The 25,109-nt window shown below is 66.2% G+C and carries 30 protein-coding genes; 26 read left to right on the top strand and 4 right to left on the bottom strand.

Annotated elements, in window-relative coordinates; genetic code table 11:
- From fliH to G4G71_RS01515, 13 genes are all read left to right on the top strand, one after another.
- Positions 1-699 carry a flagellar assembly protein FliH gene (fliH, locus tag G4G71_RS01575; protein ID WP_169935139.1) on the top strand — a complete coding sequence of 233 codons (699 nt, stop codon included), beginning with the start codon at positions 1-3 and terminating at the stop codon, positions 697-699.
- A gap of 1 nt (position 700) precedes the next feature.
- The gene (gene fliI / locus G4G71_RS01570; RefSeq protein ID WP_169935138.1) at positions 701-2,032 is read left to right on the top strand and encodes a flagellar protein export ATPase FliI; all 1,332 of its coding nucleotides are present in this window, start codon (positions 701-703) and stop codon (positions 2,030-2,032) included.
- Entirely contained in the window at positions 2,032-2,454 is a 423-nt protein-coding gene (locus G4G71_RS01565; RefSeq protein WP_024766279.1) for a flagellar FliJ family protein, read from the top strand. The genes fliI and G4G71_RS01565 overlap by 1 nt, the downstream gene beginning before the upstream one ends.
- Before the next feature lie 191 nt (positions 2,455-2,645).
- Positions 2,646-2,930, top strand: coding sequence for a flagellar biosynthesis anti-sigma factor FlgM (gene flgM, locus G4G71_RS01560; RefSeq protein WP_169935137.1), 285 nt, complete (start codon positions 2,646-2,648; stop codon positions 2,928-2,930).
- On the top strand, positions 2,927-3,367 hold the full coding sequence (gene flgN, locus G4G71_RS01555) for a flagellar export chaperone FlgN (RefSeq protein ID WP_169935136.1): 441 nt from the start codon (positions 2,927-2,929) through the stop codon (positions 3,365-3,367). Before flgM ends, flgN begins: the two co-directional genes overlap by 4 nt.
- A 420-nt stretch (positions 3,368-3,787) precedes the next feature.
- Positions 3,788-5,137: a flagellar filament capping protein FliD gene (gene fliD / locus G4G71_RS01550; RefSeq protein ID WP_169935135.1), complete on the top strand. Its 1,350-nt coding sequence runs from the start codon at positions 3,788-3,790 to the stop codon at positions 5,135-5,137.
- Entirely contained in the window at positions 5,134-5,532 is a 399-nt protein-coding gene (fliS, locus tag G4G71_RS01545; RefSeq protein ID WP_169935134.1) for a flagellar export chaperone FliS, read from the top strand. Before fliD ends, fliS begins: the two co-directional genes overlap by 4 nt.
- Positions 5,516-5,833, top strand: coding sequence for a hypothetical protein (locus G4G71_RS01540; protein WP_169935133.1), 318 nt, complete (start codon positions 5,516-5,518; stop codon positions 5,831-5,833). Before fliS ends, G4G71_RS01540 begins: the two co-directional genes overlap by 17 nt.
- 3 nt (positions 5,834-5,836) lie before the next feature.
- On the top strand, positions 5,837-6,991 hold the full coding sequence (locus G4G71_RS01535) for a flagellar hook-length control protein FliK (protein WP_169935132.1): 1,155 nt from the start codon (positions 5,837-5,839) through the stop codon (positions 6,989-6,991).
- Positions 6,992-7,035: 44 nt separating this feature from the next.
- Positions 7,036-7,521, top strand: a complete 486-nt coding sequence (locus tag G4G71_RS01530) for a flagellar basal body-associated FliL family protein (protein WP_169935131.1) — start codon at positions 7,036-7,038, stop codon at positions 7,519-7,521.
- Positions 7,522-7,527: 6 nt separating this feature from the next.
- On the top strand, positions 7,528-8,289 hold the full coding sequence (locus tag G4G71_RS01525) for a FliA/WhiG family RNA polymerase sigma factor (RefSeq protein ID WP_240964862.1): 762 nt from the start codon (positions 7,528-7,530) through the stop codon (positions 8,287-8,289).
- 13 nt (positions 8,290-8,302) lie between these two features.
- Positions 8,303-9,175, top strand: a complete 873-nt coding sequence (gene motA, locus G4G71_RS01520; protein ID WP_169935130.1) for a flagellar motor stator protein MotA — start codon at positions 8,303-8,305, stop codon at positions 9,173-9,175.
- Positions 9,172-10,203 carry a flagellar motor protein MotB gene (locus tag G4G71_RS01515; protein ID WP_169935129.1) on the top strand — a complete coding sequence of 344 codons (1,032 nt, stop codon included), beginning with the start codon at positions 9,172-9,174 and terminating at the stop codon, positions 10,201-10,203. Before motA ends, G4G71_RS01515 begins: the two co-directional genes overlap by 4 nt.
- A gap of 5 nt (positions 10,204-10,208) precedes the next feature.
- On the opposite strand, the gene G4G71_RS01510 is transcribed toward G4G71_RS01515, so the two are convergent.
- The 3 genes from G4G71_RS01510 to lafA form a co-directional block, all read right to left on the bottom strand.
- Positions 10,209-10,697, bottom strand: a complete 489-nt coding sequence (locus G4G71_RS01510; RefSeq protein ID WP_089285788.1) for a hypothetical protein — start codon at positions 10,695-10,697, stop codon at positions 10,209-10,211.
- Positions 10,685-11,518, bottom strand: a complete 834-nt coding sequence (locus tag G4G71_RS01505; protein WP_240964861.1) for a winged helix-turn-helix domain-containing protein — start codon at positions 11,516-11,518, stop codon at positions 10,685-10,687. The genes G4G71_RS01510 and G4G71_RS01505 overlap by 13 nt, the downstream gene beginning before the upstream one ends.
- 289 nt (positions 11,519-11,807) lie before the next feature.
- Entirely contained in the window at positions 11,808-12,689 is an 882-nt protein-coding gene (gene lafA, locus G4G71_RS01500; protein WP_169935127.1) for a lateral flagellin LafA, read from the bottom strand.
- Positions 12,690-12,995: 306 nt separating this feature from the next.
- Between lafA and G4G71_RS01495 the strand changes: the two genes are divergently transcribed.
- The 6 genes from G4G71_RS01495 to G4G71_RS01470 all read left to right on the top strand — a co-directional run bounded on the left by G4G71_RS01495 (position 12,996) and on the right by G4G71_RS01470 (position 18,802).
- Positions 12,996-13,616: a CDP-alcohol phosphatidyltransferase family protein gene (locus tag G4G71_RS01495; RefSeq protein WP_169935126.1), complete on the top strand. Its 621-nt coding sequence runs from the start codon at positions 12,996-12,998 to the stop codon at positions 13,614-13,616.
- Between the two features lie 65 nt (positions 13,617-13,681).
- A complete protein-coding gene (locus tag G4G71_RS01490) occupies positions 13,682-15,439 on the top strand; it encodes a bifunctional alpha/beta hydrolase/class I SAM-dependent methyltransferase (protein WP_169935125.1) in 1,758 nt (585 codons plus the stop codon).
- An 11-nt stretch (positions 15,440-15,450) separates the two neighbouring features.
- On the top strand, positions 15,451-16,791 hold the full coding sequence (locus G4G71_RS01485; protein ID WP_169942459.1) for a phosphatase PAP2/dual specificity phosphatase family protein: 1,341 nt from the start codon (positions 15,451-15,453) through the stop codon (positions 16,789-16,791).
- A complete protein-coding gene (locus G4G71_RS01480) occupies positions 16,781-17,227 on the top strand; it encodes a hypothetical protein (protein WP_169935124.1) in 447 nt (148 codons plus the stop codon). The genes G4G71_RS01485 and G4G71_RS01480 overlap by 11 nt, the downstream gene beginning before the upstream one ends.
- 14 nt (positions 17,228-17,241) lie before the next feature.
- Positions 17,242-17,871, top strand: coding sequence for a lysophospholipid acyltransferase family protein (locus G4G71_RS01475; RefSeq protein ID WP_169935123.1), 630 nt, complete (start codon positions 17,242-17,244; stop codon positions 17,869-17,871).
- Between the two features lies 1 nt (position 17,872).
- A complete protein-coding gene (locus tag G4G71_RS01470) occupies positions 17,873-18,802 on the top strand; it encodes a phosphatidate cytidylyltransferase (protein ID WP_024766297.1) in 930 nt (309 codons plus the stop codon).
- A gap of 272 nt (positions 18,803-19,074) precedes the next feature.
- Here the strand turns inward: G4G71_RS01470 and flgA are convergent, their stop codons facing one another.
- Complete coding sequence (flgA, locus tag G4G71_RS01465) at positions 19,075-19,638, bottom strand: flagellar basal body P-ring formation chaperone FlgA (protein WP_169935122.1); 564 nt, start codon at positions 19,636-19,638, stop codon at positions 19,075-19,077.
- A 320-nt stretch (positions 19,639-19,958) separates the two neighbouring features.
- Between flgA and flgB the strand changes: the two genes are divergently transcribed.
- From flgB to flgH, 7 genes are all read left to right on the top strand, one after another.
- Complete coding sequence (gene flgB, locus G4G71_RS01460) at positions 19,959-20,324, top strand: flagellar basal body rod protein FlgB (RefSeq protein WP_054909518.1); 366 nt, start codon at positions 19,959-19,961, stop codon at positions 20,322-20,324.
- 4 nt (positions 20,325-20,328) lie between these two features.
- Entirely contained in the window at positions 20,329-20,757 is a 429-nt protein-coding gene (flgC, locus tag G4G71_RS01455; protein WP_169935121.1) for a flagellar basal body rod protein FlgC, read from the top strand.
- Positions 20,757-21,428 (top strand): flagellar hook capping FlgD N-terminal domain-containing protein, encoded by a 672-nt coding sequence (locus tag G4G71_RS01450; protein WP_169935120.1) that lies wholly within the window; start codon positions 20,757-20,759, stop codon positions 21,426-21,428. Before flgC ends, G4G71_RS01450 begins: the two co-directional genes overlap by 1 nt.
- Before the next feature lie 35 nt (positions 21,429-21,463).
- Positions 21,464-22,651: a flagellar hook protein FlgE gene (gene flgE / locus G4G71_RS01445; RefSeq protein WP_169935119.1), complete on the top strand. Its 1,188-nt coding sequence runs from the start codon at positions 21,464-21,466 to the stop codon at positions 22,649-22,651.
- A 251-nt stretch (positions 22,652-22,902) separates the two neighbouring features.
- Positions 22,903-23,631 (top strand): flagellar basal body rod protein FlgF, encoded by a 729-nt coding sequence (locus G4G71_RS01440; protein WP_169935118.1) that lies wholly within the window; start codon positions 22,903-22,905, stop codon positions 23,629-23,631.
- 27 nt (positions 23,632-23,658) lie between these two features.
- Entirely contained in the window at positions 23,659-24,444 is a 786-nt protein-coding gene (gene flgG / locus G4G71_RS01435; RefSeq protein WP_169935117.1) for a flagellar basal-body rod protein FlgG, read from the top strand.
- A 2-nt stretch (positions 24,445-24,446) separates the two neighbouring features.
- On the top strand, positions 24,447-25,109 hold the full coding sequence (flgH, locus tag G4G71_RS01430; RefSeq protein ID WP_037016153.1) for a flagellar basal body L-ring protein FlgH: 663 nt from the start codon (positions 24,447-24,449) through the stop codon (positions 25,107-25,109).

Here is a 25,109-nt window from a genome sequence, read left to right as displayed (position 1 = left end):
ATGGCGATCAGAGTCATCAAGGCCGACAGCCGCGCCTGGCGCCCGTACCGCTTCCCGCCACGCTGCGCGACTGCCAGCGCCGACAACCACGGCTGGGACAGCGACCCGGCCGCGCGCCAGCGCGCCATCTCCGAAGGCTTCCAGGAGGGCCTGGAGAAGGGCTACCAGGACGGCGTCGGCGAAGGCCGAGAGGCAGGCTTGCGCGAAGGCTTCGAAGCCGGTCGCCAGGATGGCCTGCGCAAGGGTCGCGAGGAAGGTCGAGCCGCTGGCCGGCAAGTGTTCGACGAAGCCAGTGCGCCATTGCAGGCCGCCGTCGATGCCTTCACCGACTATCACCAGGCCTTCCAGCACGCGCGGCAGAAAGAGCTGCTGGAGCTGGTGCAGAAAGTGGCCAGGCAGGTCATTCGCGTCGAACTCACGCTCAACCCCACGCAGTTGCTGACGCTGGCCGAGGAAGCCCTCGCCGCCATGCCGGGCGAGCAGGGTGACGTGCAGATCCAGCTCAACCCGGAAGAATGCGCGCGTATCCGCGAACTCAACCCCGAGCGCGCCGCCAGGTGGCGACTGGTGCCGGACGAGCGCCTGGCGCTGGGCGAGTGCCGTGTCGTTACCGCCCAGGCCGAAGCCGACATCGGTTGCCAGCAGCGCCTGGACAGCTGCATGGAAGCGCTGAGCGCGCACCTGCAGGACGAAGACTGACGTGGCCCTGGGCGACGGCTTCAAGCTCGAAGAAGCGCTGCGCTCGCTGGATTCGGTCCAGCTGGCGCGGGTCAGCGGTCGCCTGGTGCGCGTCTCCGGCCTGTTGCTGGAAAGCCTCGGCTGCCGGCGCATGACCGGCCAGCGTTGCTACGTGGAAGTCGCCGACGGCGAGCGCCTGGAGGCGCAGGTGGTCGGCTTCAACCGTGACATCACCTACCTCATGCCCTTCAAGAAGCCCGTCGGCCTGACCTCCGGCTCGCGGGTCTTCCCGGCGCCGGACGAAGCTGTGCTGAACATCGATCATTCCTGGCTGGGGCGCGTGGTCAACGGCCTCGGCGAACCGCTGGACGGCCTCGGCAAACTCGCCGGCCGTCATCCCCTGCCCACCGAATTGCCGCAGGTGAACCCGTTGCGCCGGCGCCCGGTGTCCGAGCCGCTGGACGTTGGCGTGCGCGCCATCAACGGCCTGCTGACCCTCGGCAAGGGCCAGCGCGTCGGCCTGTTCGCCGGCAGCGGCGTGGGCAAGAGCGTGCTGCTGGGCATGATCACCCGGCAGACCAAGGCCGATGTGGTGGTCGTCGGGCTGATCGGCGAGCGCGGCCGCGAGGTGCAGGAGTTCATCCTGCACTCCCTCGGCCCGGAAGGCTTGCAGAAGGCCGTGGTGGTGGTGGCGCCGGCCAATGAATCGCCACTGATGCGCCTGAAGGCCACCGAGTTGTGCCACAGCATCGCCGCCTACTTCCGCGACCAGGGCAAGGACGTGCTGCTGCTGGTGGATTCGCTGACCCGCTACGCCATGGCCCAGCGCGAGATCGCCCTGGCCCTGGGCGAGCCGCCGGCGACCAAGGGCTACCCGCCGTCGGTGTTCGGCATGCTCCCGGAGCTGGTGGAAAGCGCCGGCAACGGCGAGGGCGAGAGCGGAAGCCTGAGCGCCATCTACACCGTGCTGGCGGAGGGCGACGACCACCAGGACCCGATCGTCGACTGCGCCCGCGCCATCCTCGACGGCCACATCGTGCTCTCGCGGCGCCTGGCGGATGTCGGGCATTACCCGGCCATCGACATCGGCGCCTCGGTCAGCCGCTGCATGAGCCAGGTGGCGGACCCGGTGCATCTCTCTGCGGCGCGCCAGTTCAAGGAATTCAGCGGCACCTATGAGCGCATCAAGGAGCTGATCCCGCTGGGCGGCTACACGCCGGGCATGGACGTGAAGACTGACCGCGCGGTGCAGCTGGCGCCGATGCTGGAGCGCTACCTGCGCCAGGAAACGGCAGATGGCGCCGAGCTGGGCAACAGCGTCGCCACCCTGCAAAGCATCGTCGGTAGCCGCTGATGAAGGCGCAGATCGACATGCTCGGGCGCCTCGCCGATGTGCGTGGCGGCAAGGTTCGCGAGTTGCTGGGCCGGGTGAATTACCAGCAGACGCTGTGCCAGCGCTACCGCAACAACATCACCGGGCTCGACCGCCTGTGTGGCTTCAGTGTCGCCACCAGCACGCCTTTGCAGCGGCACAACCAGCAGCAGTACAAGGTGACGCTGCACAAGATGCTGCAGTTGCAGCGCCGCGAGCTGGAGGTTGCCGAGCAGGCCCTGGCGCGAATCCAGGGCGAGTTGCTGGCCGCGATGCGCAGCGAGAAGGTGCTGACCCAGGTGATCGAGGCCAAGGTCGGCCAGTGGCAGGCGCAGCTGGCGCAGCAGGAACAGAAAATCCAGGATGGCCTCGCCGCGCAGTCCTGGTGGCGTGCCAGGGCTTGAGTCTGGCCTGCGGACATGGCGGATAACGCGTTCCGCGTTATGCGCCCTACGCCGGAACCTTCGAGCCGTAGGGCGAATAACCGCTTGCGGTTATCCGCCGTCTGTTCGGCGAGCGCGAAACACGGCATTTAAGTTTTCCCGCGAGGCGGTCGCCCTCTGAGGGAAAGCCCCAAAATACTCGGATACCGACCATGGAAATCACCCGGCAACTGACCAGCGTTGCGCTGGCCACCAGCGAGTCCGCCAAGAGCGCACGCACCGAGCGCGCCGCTCCCGTGGCAGAGGCCAGCGCCAGCGCGCCGGTCAGCGATTCGCTGCGCCTGGACGAGATGCAGGAAACCCTGCGCGCCATGCCCGACGTGGACCAGGATCGCGTTGCCGAAATCCGCCGCGCCCTGATGAATGGCGACCTGGCCAACGACACTCGCCTGCTCGCCACCAGCATCCTCTCCTACCATCGCAGCAGCGACGCATGACCCAGCGCGCGCGGCTGCTGCAGGTGATCGAGCAGGACATCCAGCAGGATGGCCGCGATTGCCTGGCGTTGCGCGAGCGCCTGCAGGAGCTCTATCGCCACCTGCTGGCGCGGGACAGCGCGCAGATCGAAGCGCTGAACCCGGACATCCAGGCACTGCTCGAAGCCGTCGCCGGCCGCGCCCAGCGCCGTAGCCGCGTACTGCGCGCCTTCCATCTGCCGATGGATGCCGACGGCATGCGCACGCTGCTGTCCAACTACAAGCCGCCGCGTCGCCAAGAGCTGCAGCAGGAGTGGCAGCAGCTGGGCCAGCTCACGGCCCAGTGCAAGCGCCTCAACGAGCGCAACGGCAAGCTGCTGGCGATGCATCACGACATCCTCAGCCAGCTGATGGGCGATCCGCGCGAGCAGCCGGTGTATTCGCGGCAGCTGTACTGATCTGCAACCGGAATTCACGCGATACATCTGTGCTCGGATCGGCCCTCTCCCCAGCCCTCTCCCTGAAGGGAGAGGGAGCCATCCGTGCCGGCTGCTGCCACGGTTGCAGCCCGCTCCGAACCAGTCCCCTCTCCCTTCAGGGAGAGGGTTAGGGAGAGGGCAGCCCCCGCGCAGGATTCCCTCGAAAAACATCCTGCCGAAATGGCTTAACGAATCCCTCCCTACGGTCGCTCTTTCCCTGCATCAAGGTGCACTTTCGGCAGGCGGAAATGCCGCTTCCCGCTGCGCGCCAAACCACGCCGGGCGGAAGTCAGCCTTCTCCCCGGGAAGCCCGCAAAGCCTTGAATGGCGGGACTTACGGCATTGGCATCGTAATTGCTCCTGACCTTATGCAGAGGGGGCACAAAGAGGTGGATTCAGATGGCGACCATAGATTCCGATTACGTCAAACAGATGGCCCAGCAACTGGCCACGTACGAAGTGCAGAACGGCCTGAGCAAGGCGGATCGCAATAAGTCTTCGTACCAGTCCCAGCTGACTGCGGTGACTTCCCTGGAGTCGGCGCTCAAGAGCTTCTCCACGGCGGTGAAGAACCTGCAGGGCGTGACTGGCAGCAAGACCAGCATGCTGGTCAACAGCGCCACCCTGAGCAAGGACGGCTACCTGACCGCCAAGGTGGACAAGACCGCCGTGCCCGGCAGCTACGACTTCTTCGTCGAGCAGCTCGCCACCAGCCATCAGCTGTCGTTCTCCGGCCTCCAGGCCGGCGACATCGACACCCAGGGTACGTTGACGCTCAGCCAGAACGGCAAGTCCTTCGACATCGACCTGAGCAAGATCGACACCGACGGCGACGGCAGCAACTCGCTGGACGAACTGGCTGCGGCAATCAACAAGGCCACCGACAACACCGGCGTCAAGGCCACCCTGGTGCGCAGCAACGGCCAGGTCTCGCTGGTGCTGGGCGCGGACAAGTCCGGCGCGGCGAACGCCATCGGTCTGTCGCTAAGCGGTACCGACAGCGGCAACAGTGCCTTCGAGAGCGCCATCGGCAATCCGCAGGAGCTGTCCAAGGCACAGGACGCCCGTGTCCGCCTGGGCGGTGAGAGCGGCATGCTGCTGAGCAACGCCAGCAACACCTTCGACAACATCATCGACGGCGTCAGCGTCACCTTCACCCAGGCGCAGAAGTCCGGTGAGGCGGCCATCACCATGACCGTGGCACAGGACCAGAGCGAGACCAAGAAGAAGGTGCAGACCTTCATCGACGCCTTCAATGCCCTGGCCAGCCAGATCGACAGCCTGACCGCCGCCGGCGACCAGAACGGCAATGCTCGTGGGGCCCTGGCTGGCGACTCCAGCGTGCGCGCCATCGACAACGCGCTGAACCAGATGGTCCGCACCACCTTCGGCGGCGCCAACCTGATCAACTTCGGCATCAGCGCCGACCGCAGCGGCAAGCTGACCCTCGACGCCACGCGCTTCGAAAAGGCCATCGCCAGCGATCCGGAAGGCCTGGACAAGCTGTTCATGGGCAAGGGCAACCTGCTCGACAGCCTCGACAAGGGGGTCGCCGTCTACACCAACAGCACCAACGGTGTGATGAAGAACCGCAAGGACGCCCTGAACAACAGCCTGCGCCGCGTCAACGACGACTACGACAATCTGCAGAAGCAGTACGACACCTACTACGCGCGCTACCTCAAGCAATACACCTCGATGATGCAGGTCATGCAGTCGATGAGTCAGACCAGCGGGATGTTCGGATGAGCGCCTACGGCATGAACGAAAGCTACGACAGCTACCGGATGATCGACCTGGAATCCAAGGCCGCCTCGTCTTCGCCCTACGAACTGGTGCTGGTGCTGTTCGACGGCCTGCTCGACGAACTGGCCCGCGCCCGCGGCCACATCGAGCACAAGCGCTACCAGCAGAAAGGCCGCTCGCTGGAGAAGTGCCTGAACATCCTCAACGGCCTCAACGGCGCGCTCGACTACGAGAACGGCGGTGAGACCGTGCAGGGCCTGGCGCGCCTGTATGACTACTGCATCTACCGGCTCTCCGACGTCAGCGTGTCGATGGAGGTCGCCGGGATAGATGAGGTCGTGCGCCTGCTGGGCATCCTGCGCGAAGGCTGGGAGGGCGTGAGTGCCGCACGTGGATGATCGCCGGCGCCTGCTCGAGCTGTACGAGCGGCTCGGTGCGGCGCTGCAGCGCAAGGACTGGAAAGCCATGGGGCAGGTCGACCTGGCGATCCGCGCGCAACTGGTAGCGATGTCATCGCAGACCGGGCTGGCCGCCGACGTGCTGCTGGCCAAGAAGCACCTGAAGCGCCTGCACGAGCAGGCGTCGCAGGCTTGTGCCGAAGAGTGCGAGCGCCTGCGCCGCCTGCTGCTCTCGCACCTGGAATACGCCGAGGGTCGCTCGGCGTACATGCAGGTGGATACGTACCAGGAGGGTCGATAGACCGTGATCCAGTTGCCGACCCAATCACTGCCGACCACGGACCGCGCTGCACGCCCGGTGGCCGACGCGCGTTCGCAGGACTCGCGCCGCGACGGCGCCGACAGTGCCGCTGTGGCGGGATTCCGCGCGCAGCCGCCTGCACAGTCGAATGCCGGCGAGCGAACCATCAGCGTGCAGTCGTTTCTTGCCCAGTTCGATACCGCGCAGGCCGAGGAGCCGGTGCAGCAAGCCAACGCTGCGCTGCCGCCAGAGGCGTTGCCCGTCGATACCCGCGACGACGATACGCAGGGCCGGACAAGCGAAGAAGCATCGCCCTCCGGCGCGGAAAACTGGCTCGCCGGCATGCTCGGCCAGGCCGGGCTGGTGGTGCAGGCGCGGGATAACCCGCCGGCCCGGACCCACACCCAGGTGGCCGGTTTTGCCACCCAGACCGTGGATGGCCAGGCGCAGCCAGCGCCCGCCGCAGTGAAGCCCGAAGACGTGCTGCTGCCGCCCGCCGAGCTGCCCGAAGAGCCGGCCGCACCCACACAGCCGGCACCGCGCGAGGCGACCCAGAGCCAGGCGCAGACGTTGCTGCAACAGCACCTGGCTGCTGCCGTACAGACTCCGGAATCCTCCGTACCGACGTTGCCCGCCGGCGCGCTCGACTCGCGTCTTCCGGCGACCGACAGCAGCACGCCAGCCTCGTCTGCTGCACCGGCGTCGCCGCTGTTCGACAAGCCGCTGCACCTCAAGGGCAGCAACGAGGCCCACTGGGGCGAGCAGATGGTCAGCGCCCTGCGCGACAACGTCGAGCTGCAGCTCGGCCAGCGTGTGCAGAACGCCACGATTCGCCTGGACCCGCCGGAACTGGGCGCCCTGGAGATCCTCGTGCGCCATGAGGCCGGCCAGCTCAACGTGCAGATTTCCGCGTCCAACGGCGATGTCGTGCGCCTGCTGCAGAACACCAGTGAGCGCCTGCGCCAGGAGCTGGTCGGGCAGAACTTCCTGCAGGTCAACGTACAGGTCTCCTCCGATTCGCAGTCCGGCCAGCAGGGCCAGCAGAACCGCCAGCGCTTTGCCGAAGAACAGCTCACGGTCGCCGCCAACCCGCGTGATGCGCAGGCGGGCGAGCGTTCCGCGCCGCGTGGCGACAGCGATGTACTGATTACCGTGTAGGCCGCCAGCGGCCCTCACTCCTACAGGATTTTTCGAGAAACCCCATGTCCACGCCGCGTCTCGTTCTACTGATGCTCATCGTGAATATCGCCGTCGTGCTGGGCGGCGTGTTCGTCAATTACAAGATGATCAGGTCCGCCAGCCTCGCCCCGGCCGCCACCGCTTCCGACAAGGAGGCAGCCAAGGAAGATGCAACAGAGGAAGAGCAGGAGAGCGCCGAGTACCTCTTCGTGCCGGTGGAGAAGATCATCGTCAGCTCCCGTGGCGAGGATCGCGAGCACTACTTCGTGATCGACCTGGTGCTGCAGGCCAGGGCCGAGCAGGAGCGCAAGAAGCTGGAGAGCGTCGCGCCCATGGTGCGCAGCTCGGTGGTCGCCAACCTGACGCCGGAGAAGTTCGAAGTGCTGCGCGCCATGCCCATCGGCGAGGTGCAGACGCGCCTGGAGAAGGCGGTGATCGACGACTTCGCCGCGCGCAAGGTCGTGGTGCCCTTCGAGCACGTGCTGCTCAGCAAGATGATCGTCCAGTAGGCCGCCATGCACGCCCTTCGCGATCCTGCTCACGGCCATGCCAGTGGCGTCGGCGGCTACGACAGCCCCGAAGGCGGCCACGCGCGCCTGTCACCGGCGGTCGAGCAGCGCTGGATGATGCAGTACCTGCCGCTGGTGCGACGCATCGTCAGCCAGCTGTCGCTGCAGGCCAACCAGGTGCTGGACCGCGAGGACATGGAGCAGATCGGCCTGATGGGCCTGCTCGAAGGCCTGCGCCGCTACGGCGAGCCGGACGAGCAGTTCGGCCGCTTCGCCGCGCTGCGCATTCGCGGTGCCATTCTCGACGAACTGCGCCGGCAGGACTGGCGCCCACGCCAGGTGCGGCAGCAGGCGCACAAGGTGCGCGATGCGATCCGCGCGCTGGCGCGCCAACTCGGCCGCGTGCCCAGCGACGAGGAAGTGCTCGCCGCCACCGGCCTGGACGAGGCGGGCTACCAGGATTACCTGCGCGCCGAATCCTCCGAGGCCATCGAGAGCTTCGACGCGTTGTTGCAGAGCGGCCACGACGGCGTGCAGGCCAGCGGCGATGCGCTGGAAGAGCGCGTGCTCAAGGAGCGCCTGCTGGCCCAGGCGCTGGAGCGCCTCAATGAACGCGAGCGGCTGATCCTCAACCTGTATTACCAGCACGAACTGAACCTCAAGGAAATCGCCCTGGTGCTGGAGCTGACCGATGCGCGCATCTGCCAGCTGATGAAGCAGGCGATCGGCAAGTGCAGCCGTTTCCTCAACGACCCCGACACTCTCTGAAGAACCCATAACCATGCAGAAAATCATCGGCGCCCTGATCATCATCGCCGCCGTGCTCGGCGGCTACGCCATGGCCCATGGCGACATGCGCGCACTCTGGCAGCCGGCGGAGATGCTCATCATCCTCGGCGCCGGCCTGGGCTCGCTGGTGGTCGCCAACCCGCGCGAAGTGCTGCTGGAAATGTGCTCGCAGATCAAGGGCGTGTTCGTCTTCAAACGCCGCGGCGAGGAATTCCAGCGGCAGCTGCTGATGCTCCTCTACGAGTTGCTGGAGATGGTCGACGTCGGCGGCCTGAAGGTGCTCGATGCGCACATCGAGGAGCCGGACCAGAGCGATCTGTTCGCCCGCTACCCGTTGATCCTCCAGGAAAAGAACCTGATGGCATTCATCGCCGACAACTTCCGCCTGATGGCCATGGGCAAGATCAGCGCCCACGAACTCGAAGGTTTCCTCGAACAGGAACTGGACGCCATGGAGCACGCGCTGCTGCAACCGTCCAAGTCGCTGCACAAGGTCGGTGAGGCGATGCCCGGCTTCGGCATCCTCGCGGCGATCCTGGGGATCATCATCACCATGGGCAACATCGGCGGCTCGGTGGCCGAGATCGGCGCCCACGTGGCCGCCGCGCTGGTGGGCACCTTCTTCGGCATCTTCGTCTGCTACTGCCTGATGGACCCGCTCTCCAACGCCATGGCCCAGCGGATCAAGACCGAGCTGTCGGCACTGGAGTGCGTGCGCACCACCCTGGTCGCGCACGTCGCTGGCAAGCCGACGCTGCTGGCGGTGGACGCCGGTCGCAAGCTGATCGAACAGGACGTGAAGCCGGCCTTCAAACAGCTGGAGACCTGGGTCACCCGCTATGAGGAAGAGCGGGACGCCGCATGAAGAAGCGTGCCGACAAACATGGCGAAATCATCATCAAGCGCCGCAGCAAGAAGGGCCACGATGAAGAGCATGGCGGCGCCTGGAAAGTCGCCTTCGCCGACTTCACCCTGGCGATGATGGCGCTGTTCATGGTGCTGTGGATCGTCCACCCGCAGACCGAGCTACAGCCGGTGGCGGTGGGCGACCAGGATGCCAACCCGGTGGTGGATGGCGGCGCCGGCGTGTTCGATGGCGCCAGCCGCACGCCCGCCGAACTCGACGGCATGCCGCAACCGATCAAGACGCCCGAGAAACCGGCACCGCAACTCGCCCTGGACGCCGGCAAGCAGGGCAAGGCCGGCGAGCAGGCGGAGGATTCCAGCGCGCAACAGGATGGCCGCCAGTACGACAGCAACGAGGACCTGCGTGAGCTGGCCGAGCTGATCCGCGAGGTATCCGGCAAGGTCGATGCGCTGGCCAACATCGAGGTGACGGTTGTGCCGCAGGGGTTGCGCATCCTGATCAAGGACGACCAGCAGCGCTTCATGTTCGCCCGTGGCCAGGCGACCCTCGATCCGCATTTCCAGACGCTGCTCGGCGCGCTGTCCGGCGTGCTGTCCAAGGTGCAGAACAAGCTGATCCTCAGCGGCCACACCGATGCGGTGCAGTACCGCCGGCCCGATGGCTACAACAACTGGAACCTCTCCGGCGACCGCGCCCTGCGCGCGCGCAACGTGATGGTCGACAGCGGCCTGCCGGCGGGCCACGTGCTGCAGGTGGCGGCCCAGGCCGACGTCATGCCGCTACGTCCGGAGGACCCGGAGAGCGGGGCCAACCGGCGCATCGAGATCCTCCTGCTGACCCACAGGGCGGAGAGCCTCTACCGGGAAATCTTCGGCGAGAGCTACGCGCAGGTGCATTACTCGGCCTCGGGCGCGAAGCTGGTCGAGCCGCAGCAAACGCAACCGGAGAAGACGCAGGCGCCGGCTTCTGCGGCCGTCGAGGCGTCGACACCCACGGCAGCGGCCAAGCCGGCGTTGCAGCTGTGAGCGGGTCAGCGATCGCGCGGATGGCGCGGGCAGAACACCTGGCGCGTTTCCACGCCGTAGAGGCATTCGCCCAGGGGTTCGAGGGTGATGCGTGCGCCGCGCTGGCGCCCGTAGAGGAGGTTGAAGATCAGCTCGCTGTCCAGGCCGCTGTCGGCCTGCAGGTTGCTGATGCTGTTCTCTTCCACCTGCAACTGATAGCGCCCGCCCAGGTCGCTGCCGACGTTGCCCGAGACCTCGAGGATGTTGGCGTCCTGCTGGATCATCGAGTAGAAGCGCCCTTCGTGGAACATTGTGGTCTGGGCGATTTCCAGCACCTTGCCACTGCCCAGCAGCACCTGCCCGGAAGAAGCGTAGCGGCCGTCGATGGCCGATGTGCTGCGGGCGTGCTTCCACAGCATGCCCAGTGCCAGCGCCAGGCAGGCGACGCCGAACAGCGAAATCACCAGGCAGCGGCGTGCCACGCCGGCCTGGCGGCGTAAGTTCAGTTCAGGCACTTGCGCAACTGCTCCTGGGGAATCCGGGCGACCTGGCTCTCGTGAATCAGCAACCAGTTGGAGTTGCCCTCGGGTTGCACGCAGACCAGTTCGTAGAAGCCCGAGGTCATGTGCAGCATGAGGCCGATGGGGCGGGTGGCGAGGTCGGCCAGTTGGTGCGCCAGCGGCCGGGTATTGCGGATCAGGCGTTGCAGGTCCTGTTCGTTGTCTTCGACGTAGGTGATCTGCAGCGAGCCCAGATTCTGTTCGGTGGTGAGGACCGGGCTGCGCAACTGGGTGTAGTAGAAAGCGCCGGAGAGGACCAGCAGGCCGAGGATGCAGAGGCTGGCTGCGGCGAATTTCAGGCGCCTTGGATTCGGCGTTCGCGGCGCGGCTGCGGGGCTCTTCAGTGGGATCACTTCCGGCGTGGCATCGGCCACTTCCGCTTCCGGCTCGCTCGCCTGGCCCACCAGGTACTGCGGGTTGAACATGTAGCCGCGGCGCGGCAGCGTCTGGATGATCTGCCGCTGCTTCTCGTCCGCCAGCACCTGGCGCAGGGTGTAGATCTGCTGGTTGAGGCTGCCCTGGCCGACGACGCGGTCGGACCAGGCGTGGGTCAGCAGTTCGTCGCGGGCGACCACGTCTCCGGGGTTTTGCAACAGGCGTTCGAGTACCCGGCTGCCGGAGAAACCCAGGTCGATACGCTCCACCTGGCCGTCACGGTCGAGGTCGAGTTGATAGAGCGCGGGATAGAACTGCGCGACGCAATCGGAGCGGCCAGTCCGGAGCTTCAGGCAGGCGATTGGCCGGCTGTCCGGTAGCGGTGAAGTGAGTGTGTTCATCGAGCCCTTGCCAGCCGCTCCCTTGACGGTCGCGGGGAAACTCCATTTGTCCATGGAGGCAGAGGCATTATTTTGGCGCCAGAAAAATGTGGGTGCAAGTTCTGAATTTTGCACACTCGTGCTTGCAATTTTCACACGAGCCTTGAAACCACTGGCGCAGACGGGTTGCGCCACGACCGCAAGTCGTAACACCGCTTGTCAGCGTACCCGCAGACAGCAGAACGCCCCGCCGGGGCGGGGCGCTGCCGAATCAGGGCGCGCGAGGCGGGCGCCTCGCGCTGGCCGGGCCTTAGCCCAGCAGGCCCATGATCATGCTGGGCATCTGGCCAGCTTGCTTGAGCATGGAGATGCCGGACTGCATGAGCATGGAGTTCTTGCTCATGTTGGCGCTTTCGACGGCGAAGTCGGCGTCCATGATGCGGCCCTTGGACAGGTCGGTGTTGTCCTTCATGTTGGCCAGGTTGTTGGAGGTGTGCTGCAGGCGGTTGATGTTCGCGCCGAACTGGGCACGCAGGCTGCCGATGGCGTCCAGCGCCTTGCTGGCGTTGTCGATCGCGGTGTTGGCGCCGGTGAGGGTCTCCAGCTCGGTGCCGGCGGCCGGGGTGGCGGCGAACTGCTTGGTCAGGGTGCCGAAGGCGTCGGTCACGGCTTTCAGCTGGGCGGCTACGTCGACGTTCAGGGTTTCGGCCTTGTCCGAGCCGATCTGGAAGGTCACGCCACCGGTGGTGCCGAACTTGCCGCTGGCGCCATCGACGCCGAACAGCGCGTCACCGGCGAACTTGGTGTTGGAGATGATGTTGGTCAGCTCCTTGCCCAGCTCGTTGAATTCGGCGGACAGGGCTTTGCCGTCGTCGGTGGAGTTGGTGCCGTTGGCGGCCTGGGTGGCCAGGTCCTTCATGCGCTGGGTGATGTCGGTCAGCTCGCTGAAGGCGCCGTCGGCGGTCTGCATCAGGGAGATGGCGTCGCTGGTGTTGCGCATCGCCACGTCCATGCCGCGGGACTGGGCGTTCAGGCGGGTGGCGATCTGCAGGCCGGCGGCGTCGTCGGCGGCGGAGTTGATGCGCAGGCCGGTGCCCAGGCGCTGCTGGTTGGTCGCCAGCAGGCTGTTGGTCTTGCCCAGGTTGGTCTGGGTGATCAGGGAGGAGTAGTTGGTTTGAATCGACAAGGCCATGGTGGACTTCCTGTATGAGCTGGATGAAGCCGGCGTTGTGCCTGCTGAAGGGGTAAGGCGACAGCTCGCGGGGAAGGATTAAGGGTGCCGGAAAATTTTTTGGCGCGGGGATTCCGACGCTACCGGCAGTCACGCCGCCGGCATTGTTGTGCACGGTCATGTGCCCTTTTGCCTGGGATCGTTCATCTATCTTGTTGAGACATGTCTGACAGCCCCGGCGCCGAGGTGCAGCTAAGCTCCCCAGGTCCACAAGGCTGTGGATAGTTCGTGTGAACCGCTCAGTGCGAACCCCGAGAAAGGAACCTCATGATCTCCGTCTACCAGCTCAAGTCCCGTTTCCAGAACCTGCTCCGCCCCCAGGTCACCCGTCTCCACGAGCGCGGCGTCACCGCCAACCAGGTAACGCTGGCCGCCTGCGGCCTGTCGCTGCTGGTGGCGCTCAGCGTCGCGCTGCTCGCCAGCCACGCCTGGATATTCCAGCTGATCCCGCTGTGGATGTTCCTGCGCATGGCACTCAACGCCATGGACGGGATGCTCGCCCGCGAGTTCGGCCAGCAGTCGAAGCTGGGCGCCTACCTCAACGAACTGACCGACGTGATCGCCGACGGCGCGCTGTACCTGCCGTTTGCCCTGCTGCCGGGCGTGACCCCGGCGCTGGTGGTGCTGGTAGTTTTGCTGGCGATGATCAGCGAATACGCCGGGGTGCTGGGCGTGATGGTCGGTGCGTCGCGGCGTTATGACGGGCCGATGGGCAAGAGCGACCGTGCGCTGTGCTTCGGCGTCTTCGGTGCAGGCGTGGCCAGTGGACTGCTGCCGCTGTCCTGGCTCGACCCGCTGCTGGTGCTGCTGGCGCTGCTGCTGGTGCTGACTATCGTCAACCGGGTGCGCCAGGGGCTGGCCGAGCAACGCAACCAACCGGCCGGCTGAACCGCGGCCAGGACATTTCACGGTGGAGGCCGGAGCGCCTCCCAATGCATCCAACAGAGGAAGTTATGCGCGAGTCTTCTAATCACCATTTCATCACCCACGACGGCGCCGAGCTGTTCTATCGCCACTGGCCGGCGTTGTCCGCCAACGATGAGCCACGCCGCGCGGTCGTGCTGTTCCACCGCGGCCACGAGCATTCCGGCCGCATCGGCCACCTGGCCGACGAGCTCGAGCTGCCCGGCTTCGATGTTTTCGCCTGGGACGCCCGTGGCCACGGCCAGTCGCCGGGAGCGCGGGGCGACAGTCCGAGCTTCGGCACCAGCGTGCGTGACGTGCAGACCTTCGTCGAGCACATCGCCGCCACCCACGGCATCGCGGTCAGCGACATGGCAGTGATCGCGCAGAGCGTCGGCGCCGTGGTCGCGTCCACCTGGGTCCATGACTACGCCCCGCCGATTCGCAGCCTGGTGCTTGCTTCGCCGGCGTTCAAGGTCAAGCTCTACGTGCCCTTCGCCCGGCCGGGCCTGAAGCTGGCAAGGGCATGGCGCGGCAACTTCTTCGTCAACAGCTACGTGAAGGCGAAATTCCTCACCCACGATCCCGAGCGCATCGCCTCCTATGACAGCGACCCGCTGATCGCCAAGGCGATCTCGGTGAACGTGCTGCTGGGTTTGTATGAGGCCGCGGACCGCGTGGTGGCGGACGCCCAGGCGATCCAGGTGCCGACCCAGCTGCTGATCTCCGGCGCCGATTTCGTGGTGCACCGCAAGCCCCAGCAGCGTTTCTTCGACAACCTCGGCACGGCGCGCAAGGAGCTGCACATCCTGCCCGGTTTCTTCCACGACACCCTCGGCGAGCTGAACCGCGAGCAGGCGGTGACCCGTGCCCGGCGCTTCATTCTCGAATGCTTCACCCGCGCACCGGAGCGCCCGGACCTGCGCGACGCCGACCGCTTCGGCTACACCTGCGCAGAAGCTGAAGCCCTGGCGACCCCTCTGCCCAGCTGGTCGATCCGCGACCTCTACTGGCGCGCGACCCGCGCCAACATGCGCCTGGGGCGGTTGCTGTCGGACGGCATCAACCTCGGTTTCCAGACCGGCTTCGATTCCGGCAGCACCCTGGACTATGTCTATCGCAACCAGCCCGCCGGCGCCGGGCCAGTGGGGCGGATGATCGACCGCACCTACCTGGAATCCGCCGGCTGGCGCGGCATCCGCCAGCGCAAGGTGCATATCGAGGAACTGCTGCGCCTGGCCATGGCCAGCCTGCGCGAGCAGGGCCGCGAGGTGCGCATCCTCGACATCGCCGCGGGCCACGGGCGCTACATACTCGAAGCGCTGCACGGCGTCGAACCGCTGCCGGAAAGCGTGCTGCTGCGCGACTACAGCGAGCTGAACGTGCGCGAAGGCTCGGCGCTGATCGAGCGCCTTGGCCTGAAAGAACGTGCGCGCTTCGTCCAGGGCGATGCCTTCGATGGTGCTGACCTGGCCGCTGTAGAGCCGAAACCGAGCCTGGCGGTGGTGTCCGGTCTCTACGAGCTGTTCGCCGACAACGCCATGGTCAGCGGCTCGCTGGCCGGCCTTGGCGAAGCGGTGGAGGAGGGCGGCTACCTGATCTACACCGGCCAGCCCTGGCATCCGCAGCTGGAGCTGATCGCCCGCGCCCTGACCAGCCATCGCGCCGGCCAGGCCTGGGTGATGCGCCGCCGCACGCAATTGGAGATGGACCAACTGGTCGAAGCGGCGGGCTTCCGCAAGCTGGCCCAGCGCATCGACGAGGACGGCATCTTCACCGTGTCCCTGGCGCGCCGGGAGCGCAGCTGATGGCTGCAGCGATGCCGCCACGCGAGCCCGGCGTGTTTCGCCGGGCGGTGATCTGGTTGCTGTGCCTCGCGCCGTTCTTCTTCGCCAGCTACGGCTTCGCCAACTGGGTGACGGGGCAGCGCGAGACGGTCGGCGTACTGGTGTTCGACTGGGAGCGCGGCATGCCGCTGTGGCCGTGGACGATCATTCCGTACTGGTCGATCGACCTGCTCTACGGCTTGTCCTTCCTGCTGCCACGTACCCGCCGCGAGCTGGACAGCCACGGCTTGCGGCTGCTCACGGCGCAGGTTATCGCGGTCAGCTGTTTCCTGCTTTTCCCGCTGCGCTTCAGCTTCGAGCGCCCGGCGCTGGACGGCCTGTTCGGCTGGCTGTTCGACGTGCTGATGGGCTTCGACAAGCCGTTCAACCAGGCGCCCTCGCTGCATATCGCGCTGCTGGTGGTGCTCTGGGCGGCCTACGGGCGCTACGCCAGCGGGGTCTGGCGCTGGCTGCTGCATGGCTGGTTCGCGCTGATCGGGCTGTCGGTACTGACCACCTGGCAGCACCACTTCATCGATGTGCCGACGGGAGCCCTGGCGGGTTTCTTCTGCCTCTGGCTGTGGCCGCGGGAAGGGCGTTTGCCGCTGGCCGCCTGGACGCTGAGCACCGATCCGCGACGACTTCGACTAGCCGTCTTCTACGCCATCGGCGCGGGGCTTTGCGGGATGTTGGCCCTGAGCGGAGGCGGCATCTGGCTCTGGCTGTGCTGGCCGGCAGTATCGCTGGCGCTGGTTGCGCTGTGCTACCTGGGCATCGGCGCGGAGGGCTTCCAGAAGCGCGCGGAGGGCCGCCACTCGCTGGCGGCCTGTTGGCTGCTGGCGCCTTATCGGCTGGCCGCCTGGATCAACTCCCGCGCGTGGACGCGCCAGCACCCGCAGCCCGATGAGGTGATGCCGGGGCTCTGGCTGGGTCGCCTGCCCGGCGCGGCGGAGCGCAAGGCGCGGCCCGAACTGGGAGTGCTCGACCTGTGCGCCGAGCTTCCCTGCACGGCGCATGACGATCGTTACGCGAGCCTGCCGCTGCTCGACCTGATCGCGCCCAGCGTCGATCAGTGTCGACTGGGCGCCGCCTTGATCGACGAACTTCGCGCGCGCGGTCCGCTGCTGGTCTGCTGCGCCCTGGGTTATTCGCGCAGTGCGACGGTCCTGGCCGCGTGGCTGCTGCTATCCGGCCAGGCGGCCACGGTCGAGAACGCGGTGGCGCAGATTCGCCGCGCGCGTCCACACATCGTGCTCAAGGCCGAACAACTCGCGGTGCTGGCGCAGGTCGCCGGGCAGCCGCAACTACCACGAGAGGTGAGTCATGTCGGTTGATCCGAGTCTGATCCTGGTGGCCAGCCTGCTGCGCCGTGGCAGCAGCCTCAATGGCTTGTCCTCCGCGCTCACCGTGCTGGCCCTGGCGCTGGGCTTCTACGGCGTGCTGATGGCCAGCGCCACGCTGGCGTACAGCCTGAGCATGGCCCTGCTGGTGCTGCTCGGCCTGGTACAGAAGTTCTACGCCATGCGCGTGGCGCTGGACGCCGATCTGTTCGAAGCCATGGCCAATGCCGGTGACGCGCTGCCGGAGAAAACCCGGCAACTGGACGACGCGCTGGCCACCTATGTCGGAGTGCCCGCCGAACTGTCCGGTCGCACCTGGATCGACCGCAGCCGTGGCGCGCTGAAACTCCTGCGCCGACAGGTAATGCTCTGCGCTGCGCAGTGGCTCGTTGCGCTGCTGTGCCTGATCGCCCTGACCTTCCAATCCTGAGGAACGCCCCTGCAATGCTGGAACGACTGTTCGCCTACGCCATCATCGCCGGTGCCCGCGCGGTGACCGGCCTGCGCAGCCTGTGGATCGGCACCACGCCGATCCCGGCGCAGCGCATCTACTACGCCAACCACAGCAGCCACGGCGACTTCGTGCTGCTCTGGGCCTCGCTGCCGCCCGAACTGCGCGCGCGTACGCGCCCGGTCGCCGGGATGGACTATTGGGGCAAGGGCGGCCTGCGTGGCTTCATCATCAACCGCGTGTTCCACGGCGTGCTGATCGACCGCACGCGCGGCGCAGAAGGCGGCAATCCGCTGGAGCCGGTGGAGCAGGCGCTGGCCGACGGCGACTCGCTGATCCTCTTCCCCGAGGGCACGCGCAACCTCGACGAGGAAGTTCGCCTGCTGCCGTTCAAGAGCGGCATCTATCACCTGTCCAAAGCGCATCCGCAGGTCGAGTTGGTGCCGGTATGGCTGGACAACCTCAATCGTGTGATGCCCAAGGGCCGCGCGCTGCCGTTGCCGCTGCTGTGCACCTTGAGCTTCGGCGCACCGCTGGCGGTGCAGGAGGACGAGGCCAAGGAAGACTTCCTCGAGCGCGCCCGCGAGGCGCTGTTGAAACTCGCCGCGGCGGAGGGTCGCTGAGATGAACCAGACCTGGCTGCTGTTCGCCGGTATCGGCGGCATTCTCGTTCTCGCCTCGCTGGTCGGCGCGGTACTGCGCTGGCGCGCGCCGGCGGGGCCGCACGCGGTGATCGACAACCTCAACGCGCGGATCAACGCCTGGTGGGTGATGGTCGCGGTGATCGGCTGCGCCTTCGCCCTCGGCTACTGGGCGGTGATCCTGTTGTTCTATGGTGTGTCCTTCTACGCCCTGCGCGAGTTCCTCACGCTGATGCCGACCCGGCGCAGCGATTACCCGGCGCTGGTCGCGGCCTTCTACTTCGTGCTGCCGATGCAGTACCTGTTGATCGGCATCCAGTGGTATGGGCTGTTCTCCATCTTCATCCCCGTCTACGTGTTCCTGCTGCTGCCGATCCTCGCCTCGCTGGGCGGCGACTCCAAGCACTTCCTCGAACGCGCCTCGAAGGTGCAGTGGGCGCTGATGCTGGCGGTGTTCTGCATCTCCTACGTGCCGGCGCTGCTGACCCTGAACATCGAGGGTTACGAGGGCCGCAACCTGCTGCTGATCGCCTTCCTGGTGATCGTCGTGCAGTTGTCGGATGTGCTGCAGTACGTCTGCGGCAAGCTCTTCGGCAAGCGCAAGATCGCCCCCAACCTGTCGCCGTCCAAGACCCTGGAAGGCTTCGTCGGAGGCGTGGCGCTGGCGACCCTGATCGGTGGCGCACTGTGGTGGATCACCCCGTTCGCCTTCTGGCAGGCGTTGCTGATCGCGCTGATGATCAACATCCTCGGCTTCTTCGGCGGCCTGGTGATGTCGGCGATCAAGCGCGACCGCGGGGTGAAGGACTGGGGCCACATGATCGAAGGCCACGGCGGCATGCTCGACCGCCTGGATTCGGTGTGCTTCGCGGCGCCGGTGTTCTTCCACTTCGTGCGGTATTGGTGGACCTGATGCGGGTATTACCTTCGTAGGACCGTAGGGCACATAACCTGCAACAGGTTATCCGCCAGCTACTCTGCGGCGGATAACGCTGGCGCGTTATGCGCCCTACGGGGCTGTAGGGGCGGACTCCGTCCGCGACGAGCAATCTGCCGTGCGGTTCGCGAGCAAGCTCGCTCCTACGAAGAGCACGCTGGAGCGACCGGCTTACTGTAGGAGCGAGCTTGCTCGCGAACGATCGCCGTACGGGCTCCACCCATCCTGCGTAAAGCGGTCCGTAGCACTCAGAAGATGCTGCTCACCTCTCCCGACGCCAGCACCTTCGCGTCGATGACCTTCTGGCTGCGCAGGTTCTTCACCCGGATCACCTCGTCCTGCTTGCCGTTGGCCAGCGCCTCGCCGACGGCGCTGGCCTGGATGCCGTCCTGGCTGGCGACGATCTTCACCTGCTGGCCACGGCGCACCAGCAGCACGCCGTCGAGTAGCGCCGGGCTCAGCGGCTGGTCGGCGCGGATGCGGCGGCGGGCGGTCTTGCCGGCCACCTCGGCGATATCGGTGAAGTAACCCCGCGAGCTCTTGCCCAGTTCCACCGGCGCGAGCTTGAGTCGCGCCGCGTCCAGCGTCTGGCCGCGCTCGATCTCGCCGCTGGCGACCACGGTCGGCAGGTACACGGTGGGTTGGCTGATGAAGGTCACCGGCCAGCCGGCTTGCCCTGTGCAGGAGGCTTCGAAGCGTCGTCGCGCGGTAATCGCAGCAGGCGTTTCGAGCACACGCAGCTGCGGGCCGCCAGGGCAGGCAGCGAGCTTGCCGAGGCTGTTGGGCAGGTTGCTGTTTACCGTGAAAGTCATGCCTTTCCATCCGGCTTTGCGTGCGGCTTCCTTCAGCTCGGCGGCGACCTGCTGCTGCGCGGCGGCGTCGAGTTGCGCACGCGCATCCTGCGCATGCGCGAGGGCGGGCAGCAGCAGGAGGAAGCAGGCGGAAAGGGCCTTTCCGCATCCCGTCGCGCGGCACGTCGAAAGCGGAAAAGGCGCGTTGCATGCGCTGTTCTTTCCTGTGCGTAAAGCCTTGTAAATCAGTGGCATGAAGCGATATTCCGGGGTGGGCATGCTTTGTGCTCTATCGCTGCGCACACCGAAAGATGGCCGAACGACGAGAGCGGGTTGCGCGAATGAGTATACGGTTTGACGAGACCCTGGGTCTCCACGAGAGAGCCCTCTCGCTGCACATGCAGCGCAGCGAAATTCTGGCCTCCAACCTGGCCAACGAAGACACCCCCGGCTTCAAGGCGCGGGACATCGATTTCGCCGCCGAGATGCAGCGGCAGGGCAATCCGTCGGCATTGCTGGCCAGCGCAGGCCCGCAATCGATGGAGCTGAAGTACCGCATTCCCAACCAGCCTTCCCAGGATGGCAACAGCGTCGAGCTGGCCACCGAGCAGGCGGAGTTCTCGCGCAACGCGATGGATTTCCAGACCAGCCTGACCTTCCTGACCATGAAATTCCGCGGCCTCAAGCAGGCCATCGAAGGACGCTGACGCCATGGCATTCGATTCCATCTACCGCATTGCCGGCTCGTCGATGAACGCGCAGACCGTGCGCCTGAACACCGTGGCCAGCAACCTGGCCAACGCCGACTCGGCCTCCGCCAAGCCCGAAGACGTTTATCAGGCGCGCAAGCCGATGTTCGCCGCCGTCTACGACAACGACCAGCTCACCCGCGGCGCCGGCATGGGCGGCGCCCACGTACAGGTGCTCGACGTGGTCACCTCCGGCCGCGCCCCGCAGCGCCGCTACGAGCCGGGCAGCCCGCTGGCCGACGCCACCGGCTACGTCTACTACCCCGACGTCAACGAGATCGAAGAGATGACCGACATGATGTCCGCCACCCGCAGCTTCGAGACCGGTGTGGAAGTGCTCAACCGGGTCAAGAGCATGCAATCCAGCCTGCTGAAACTGGGAGACGCCTGATGAGCACGGTGAACAACGACACCAGCGGTACCAGCACCAACGGCACGTCGTCCGGCACGCCCAAGCAGGCGGTGAATCTCGGCGAGATGGGCGACATGGAGAACAGCTTCATCACCCTGCTGGTCGCCCAGGTGCAATACCAGGATCCGACCAAGCCGGTGGACAGCACCGAGTTCATCAACCAGTACTCGGCCATGGCCCAGGTGAAGAGCATGCAGAACATGACCACCCTGCAGCAGAACAACCTGGTGCTGATGGACAACCTGCAGACCCTCACCGCCGCCGGCCTGGTCGGCCAGGAAGTGAAGGTCAGCGCCGACAGCCTGCAGCTGGACGGCGACAAGGTCAGCGGGCAGGTCAACCTGGAACACGCCTCGGCCACCACCGTGCTGCAGCTCACCGACGCCAACGGCGTACGCACCGACATCACCCTCGGCCCGCAGGAGCCGGGTGCCGTGCCTTTCACCGTGGACCCCGAAGCGCTCGGCCTGAAGCCGGGTAAATACACGCTGGCGGTGAAGACCGAGAGTGGCGAGACACCGGGCATCGAGGTGTCCGGGTTGGTTCACAACGTCCGCGTCAGCGCCGACGGCCCGGTCCTGGACGTCGCGGGTGCCGGTTCCGTGCCGTTCTACAAGATCGTCGAATTCAGCCAGGGCCAGGCCGCCTGAGCGCCTGTTTCCCCCTCTTAGGATGAGCTAACGCCATGAGCTTCAACATCGCCCTGACCGGCCTGAACGCCGTCACCCAGCAGTTGGACACCATCAGCAACAACATCGCCAACTCCGGCACCGTCGGCTTCAAGTCCTCGCGCACCGAATTCGGCAGCGTCTACGCCGACACCAAGGGCATGGGCGTGGAAGTCACCGGCACCACCCAGAGCATCAGCCAGGGCGGCTCGCTGGTGTCGACCAACCGCAACCTCGACCTGGCCATCTCCGGCGGCGGCTTCTTCGTCGTCAAGAGCGGCAACGGCGACACCCAGTACACCCGCGCCGGGGTGTTCAGCCAGGACAATGCCAACTACCTGATCAACGCCACCGGCCAGCGCCTGCAGGGCTACCCGACCGACGCGGCCGGCAACCTGCTGGTGGGTACCGTGTCCGACCTGCAGGTGAAGACCGCCAACCTGCCGGCCAAGGCCACCGACAAGCTGGAGTTCGTCGCCAACCTCGATTCCAACGAAAAGGTGCCCACCGTTGCGCCGTTCGATCCGCAGAACGTGGCGACCTACAACTCCACCTACACCAGCAAGATCTACGACTCGCAGGGCAAGGAGCACACGCTGACCCAGTACTTTGTACTGACCGGCAGCAACACCTGGGACGCGCATTACGCAGTGGATGGAAATGCCGTGGGCGCCACCCAGTCGCTGACCTTCGCCCCGGACGGCTCGCTGTCCACGCCGATTGCCGCGGTACCGGTGAGCTTCAACCTGCCGGGCGTCAACCCGATGAACATCGCCCTCGACTACACCGGCACCAGCCAGTACGGCTCCGATTTCGTGGTCACCACCAACCGCACCACCGGCTACGCCGCCGGCGAGCAGACCGGCATCGCGGTGGAGAACGACGGCAAGGTCTACGTCAACTACAGCAACGGCCAGCGCATGCTGCAGGGCCAGGTCGCGTTGGCCAACTTCGTCAACACCGGCGGCCTGCAGAACCAGAGCGGCACCGCCTGGACCGAGACCTCCGCCTCCGGCGCCCCGCTGATCGGCGTGCCCGGCATCGGCCAGTTCGGCTCGCTGTCGGCCGGCAACCTGGAAGGCTCCAACGTCGACATCACCCAGCAACTGGTGGGCCTCATGGAAGGCCAGCGCAACTACCAGGCGAACACCAAGGTGATGACCACCGACAAGGAGCTCACCCAAGTGCTGTTCTCGGCCATCTAAGCGCCTTCTTACGATCTTCTGCGGTGTTGGAAGTATCGAGGCTCGGGCATTTCCCTCTCCCTAACCCTGGCTGCGCGCCCCGCTCCGAAGGGAGAGGGGACCGTTCGGAGCAGGATGAAACCATGGCATCAGCCGGCACGGACAAACTCCCTCTCCCTTCAGGGAGAGGGCTGGGGAGAGGGGTTCTCCACGCAATAAGTCCACATGGTCTTCTAACTCAAAAGATCACAAACAGGCTCTAAGGACTCGTCATGGATCGTCTCGGCTACACCGCGATGACGGCGGCCAGCCGCAGCATGTCTGCGCTGGACATTCGCGCCAACAACCTGGCCAACGTCAACACCCCCGGCTTTCGCGCCGACCTGGAGCACGCCACCGCCGTGGACGTGAGCGGTGCCGGCTACGACAGCCGCCACCTGGCGCGCATCGAGAGCAGCGGCGTCGACATGAGCGCCGGCACCCTGATGGCCACCGGGCGCGACCTCGACGTCGCCATCCAGGGCCAGGGCCTGCTCGCCGTGCAGAGCGGCAACGGCGAGGCGTACACGCGCCAGGGCAACCTGGAGATCGACGCCGACCGCCAGCTGATGATCAACGGCCGCGCCGTGCTCGGCGAGGGTGGCCCGATCACCCTGCCCGAGTACGACGCCATCGCCATCGGCAGCGACGGCACCATTTCGGTGATGCCGCGCGGCGATTTCATGATGACCGACGTCGACCGCCTCAAATTGGTCGACGCACCGGCCGCGTCGCTGGTGAAGAACGCCCAGGGCCTGCTGGTCAGCAAGGACGGCCAGAACGTCGCCGCCAGCGACGACGTGCGCCTGGTCTCCGGGCACCTGGAGCAGAGCAACGTCTCGGCCATCGACCAGCTGGTGGGCACCATGAGCCTGAACCGGCGGTTCGAGACCCAGGTGAAGATGATGAAGGCCGCCTCGGATCTCGCCGAGGCCGGTGACCGCATGATCCGTGGCGCGTAACGCGCGGCGCGCAGACAGGAGCACAACATGAGTTCGGCACTTTGGGTCAGCAAGACCGGCCTGGCGGCACAGGACACCGCGATGTCCACCGTGGCCAACAACCTGGCCAACGTGAACACCGTCGGCTTCAAGAGCGACCGCGCGGTGTTCGAGGACCTGTTCTACCAGGTGCAGCTGCAACCCGGCGCCCAGGCTGATCAGGTCAACACCGTGCCGTCCGGCATCCAGCTGGGCAGCGGCGTGCGCGTCGTCGGCACGCAGAAGGTGTTCACCGAAGGCAGCATGCAGACCACCGGGCAACCGATGGACCTGGCCATCGTCGGCAGCGGCTTCTTCCAGGTCGAGGCGCCCAACGGCGACACCTACTACACCGAGAACGGCCAGCTGCAGCTGAACAACGAAGGCATGGTGGTCAACGCCCAGGGCCTGCCGCTGACGCCGAACCTCGAAGTACCGGCCGGCGCCAGTCGCTTCACCGTCGGCAGCGACGGCATCGTCACCGCCATTCTTCCCGGCGAGACGCTGCCCACCGAGCTGGGCCAGATCACCCTGGTCAGCTTCACCAACCCGGCGGGCCTGGAAGCCCTCGGTGGCAACCTCTACAAGGAAACCGCCGCCAGTGGCGAGCCGCAGGAAGGCACGCCGGGCGAGGAAGGCCTCGGTACGCTCAAGCAGGGCGTGCTGGAAGGCTCCAACGTGCAGGTGGTGGAAGCGATGGTGAACATGATCGCCATCCAGCGTGCCTACGAGGCCAACGCCAAGGTGCTCGACGCCGCGTCGGGCATGCAGCAGTTCCTCAACCAGACGGTCTGACCATGACGCGCCTTGCCCTGCTGCTCGCCCTGGCGCTGCTCGCCGGCTGCCAGAGCTTCAACGAGATGCTGCCGGACGAGGATTCCTCGCTCTACCAGCCGCCGGAGCTGGACTACAGCCTGCCGCCCACCACCAGCGGCGGGCTGTTCCGCTCCGGCTACGGCGGCTCGCTGCTGCGCGACAAGCGCGCCATCGGCGTCGGCGACATCGTCACCGTGGTACTCAGCGAGTCCACCCAGTCGAGCAAGAGCGCGGGCACCAGCTTCGGCAAGAAATCCAGCCTGGACGTGCCGGTGCCGACCATCCTGACCAAGGAATACGGCGGCCTGGAAACCTCCGCCACGGCGAACCGCGATTTCAACGGTTCGGCGAAAAGCTCGCAGCAGAACACCCTCACCGGCTCCATCGCGGTGACCGTGCACAAGGTGCTGCCCGGCGGCGTGCTGCTGGTGAAGGGCGAGAAGTCGCTGCGCCTGAACCAGGGCGACGAGTTCATCCGCCTCACCGGCCTGGTGCGCCTGGACGACATCAATCGCGCCAACCAGGTGTCCTCGCAGAACGTCGCCAACGCCAAGATTTCCTACGCCGGGCGCGGCGTGCTCAACGACAGCAATTCGGCCGGCTGGCTGACGCGCTTCTTCACCCATCCGCTGTTCCCGATGTAA

The sequence above is a fragment of the Pseudomonas multiresinivorans genome, from assembly GCF_012971725.1.
Taxonomy (GTDB): Bacteria; Pseudomonadota; Gammaproteobacteria; order Pseudomonadales; family Pseudomonadaceae; genus Pseudomonas; species Pseudomonas multiresinivorans.
This window is presented reverse-complemented; position numbering and strand designations above follow the sequence as displayed.

Bases quoted from the DNA above. Each gene is read 5' to 3' on its own strand.
- fliH (WP_169935139.1), top strand. From the start codon at position 1: ATGGCGATCAGAGTCATCAAGGCCGACAGCCGCGCCTGGCGCCCGTAC.
- G4G71_RS01565 (WP_024766279.1), top strand. From the start codon at position 2,032: ATGAAGGCGCAGATCGACATGCTCGGGCGCCTCGCCGATGTGCGTGGC.
- flgM (WP_169935137.1), top strand. From the start codon at position 2,646: ATGGAAATCACCCGGCAACTGACCAGCGTTGCGCTGGCCACCAGCGAG.
- flgN (WP_169935136.1), top strand. From the start codon at position 2,927: ATGACCCAGCGCGCGCGGCTGCTGCAGGTGATCGAGCAGGACATCCAG.
- fliD (WP_169935135.1), top strand. From the start codon at position 3,788: ATGGCGACCATAGATTCCGATTACGTCAAACAGATGGCCCAGCAACTG.
- fliS (WP_169935134.1), top strand. From the start codon at position 5,134: ATGAGCGCCTACGGCATGAACGAAAGCTACGACAGCTACCGGATGATC.
- G4G71_RS01530 (WP_169935131.1), top strand. From the start codon at position 7,036: ATGTCCACGCCGCGTCTCGTTCTACTGATGCTCATCGTGAATATCGCC.
- G4G71_RS01525 (WP_240964862.1), top strand. From the start codon at position 7,528: ATGCACGCCCTTCGCGATCCTGCTCACGGCCATGCCAGTGGCGTCGGC.
- motA (WP_169935130.1), top strand. From the start codon at position 8,303: ATGCAGAAAATCATCGGCGCCCTGATCATCATCGCCGCCGTGCTCGGC.
- G4G71_RS01515 (WP_169935129.1), top strand. From the start codon at position 9,172: ATGAAGAAGCGTGCCGACAAACATGGCGAAATCATCATCAAGCGCCGC.
- G4G71_RS01505 (WP_240964861.1), bottom strand. From the start codon at position 11,518: ATGAACACACTCACTTCACCGCTACCGGACAGCCGGCCAATCGCCTGC.
- lafA (WP_169935127.1), bottom strand. From the start codon at position 12,689: ATGGCCTTGTCGATTCAAACCAACTACTCCTCCCTGATCACCCAGACC.
- G4G71_RS01495 (WP_169935126.1), top strand. From the start codon at position 12,996: ATGATCTCCGTCTACCAGCTCAAGTCCCGTTTCCAGAACCTGCTCCGC.
- G4G71_RS01490 (WP_169935125.1), top strand. From the start codon at position 13,682: ATGCGCGAGTCTTCTAATCACCATTTCATCACCCACGACGGCGCCGAG.
- G4G71_RS01485 (WP_169942459.1), top strand. From the start codon at position 15,451: ATGCCGCCACGCGAGCCCGGCGTGTTTCGCCGGGCGGTGATCTGGTTG.
- G4G71_RS01480 (WP_169935124.1), top strand. From the start codon at position 16,781: ATGTCGGTTGATCCGAGTCTGATCCTGGTGGCCAGCCTGCTGCGCCGT.
- G4G71_RS01475 (WP_169935123.1), top strand. From the start codon at position 17,242: ATGCTGGAACGACTGTTCGCCTACGCCATCATCGCCGGTGCCCGCGCG.
- G4G71_RS01470 (WP_024766297.1), top strand. From the start codon at position 17,873: ATGAACCAGACCTGGCTGCTGTTCGCCGGTATCGGCGGCATTCTCGTT.
- flgA (WP_169935122.1), bottom strand. From the start codon at position 19,638: ATGACTTTCACGGTAAACAGCAACCTGCCCAACAGCCTCGGCAAGCTC.
- flgB (WP_054909518.1), top strand. From the start codon at position 19,959: ATGAGTATACGGTTTGACGAGACCCTGGGTCTCCACGAGAGAGCCCTC.
- flgC (WP_169935121.1), top strand. From the start codon at position 20,329: ATGGCATTCGATTCCATCTACCGCATTGCCGGCTCGTCGATGAACGCG.
- G4G71_RS01450 (WP_169935120.1), top strand. From the start codon at position 20,757: ATGAGCACGGTGAACAACGACACCAGCGGTACCAGCACCAACGGCACG.
- flgE (WP_169935119.1), top strand. From the start codon at position 21,464: ATGAGCTTCAACATCGCCCTGACCGGCCTGAACGCCGTCACCCAGCAG.
- G4G71_RS01440 (WP_169935118.1), top strand. From the start codon at position 22,903: ATGGATCGTCTCGGCTACACCGCGATGACGGCGGCCAGCCGCAGCATG.
- flgG (WP_169935117.1), top strand. From the start codon at position 23,659: ATGAGTTCGGCACTTTGGGTCAGCAAGACCGGCCTGGCGGCACAGGAC.
- flgH (WP_037016153.1), top strand. From the start codon at position 24,447: ATGACGCGCCTTGCCCTGCTGCTCGCCCTGGCGCTGCTCGCCGGCTGC.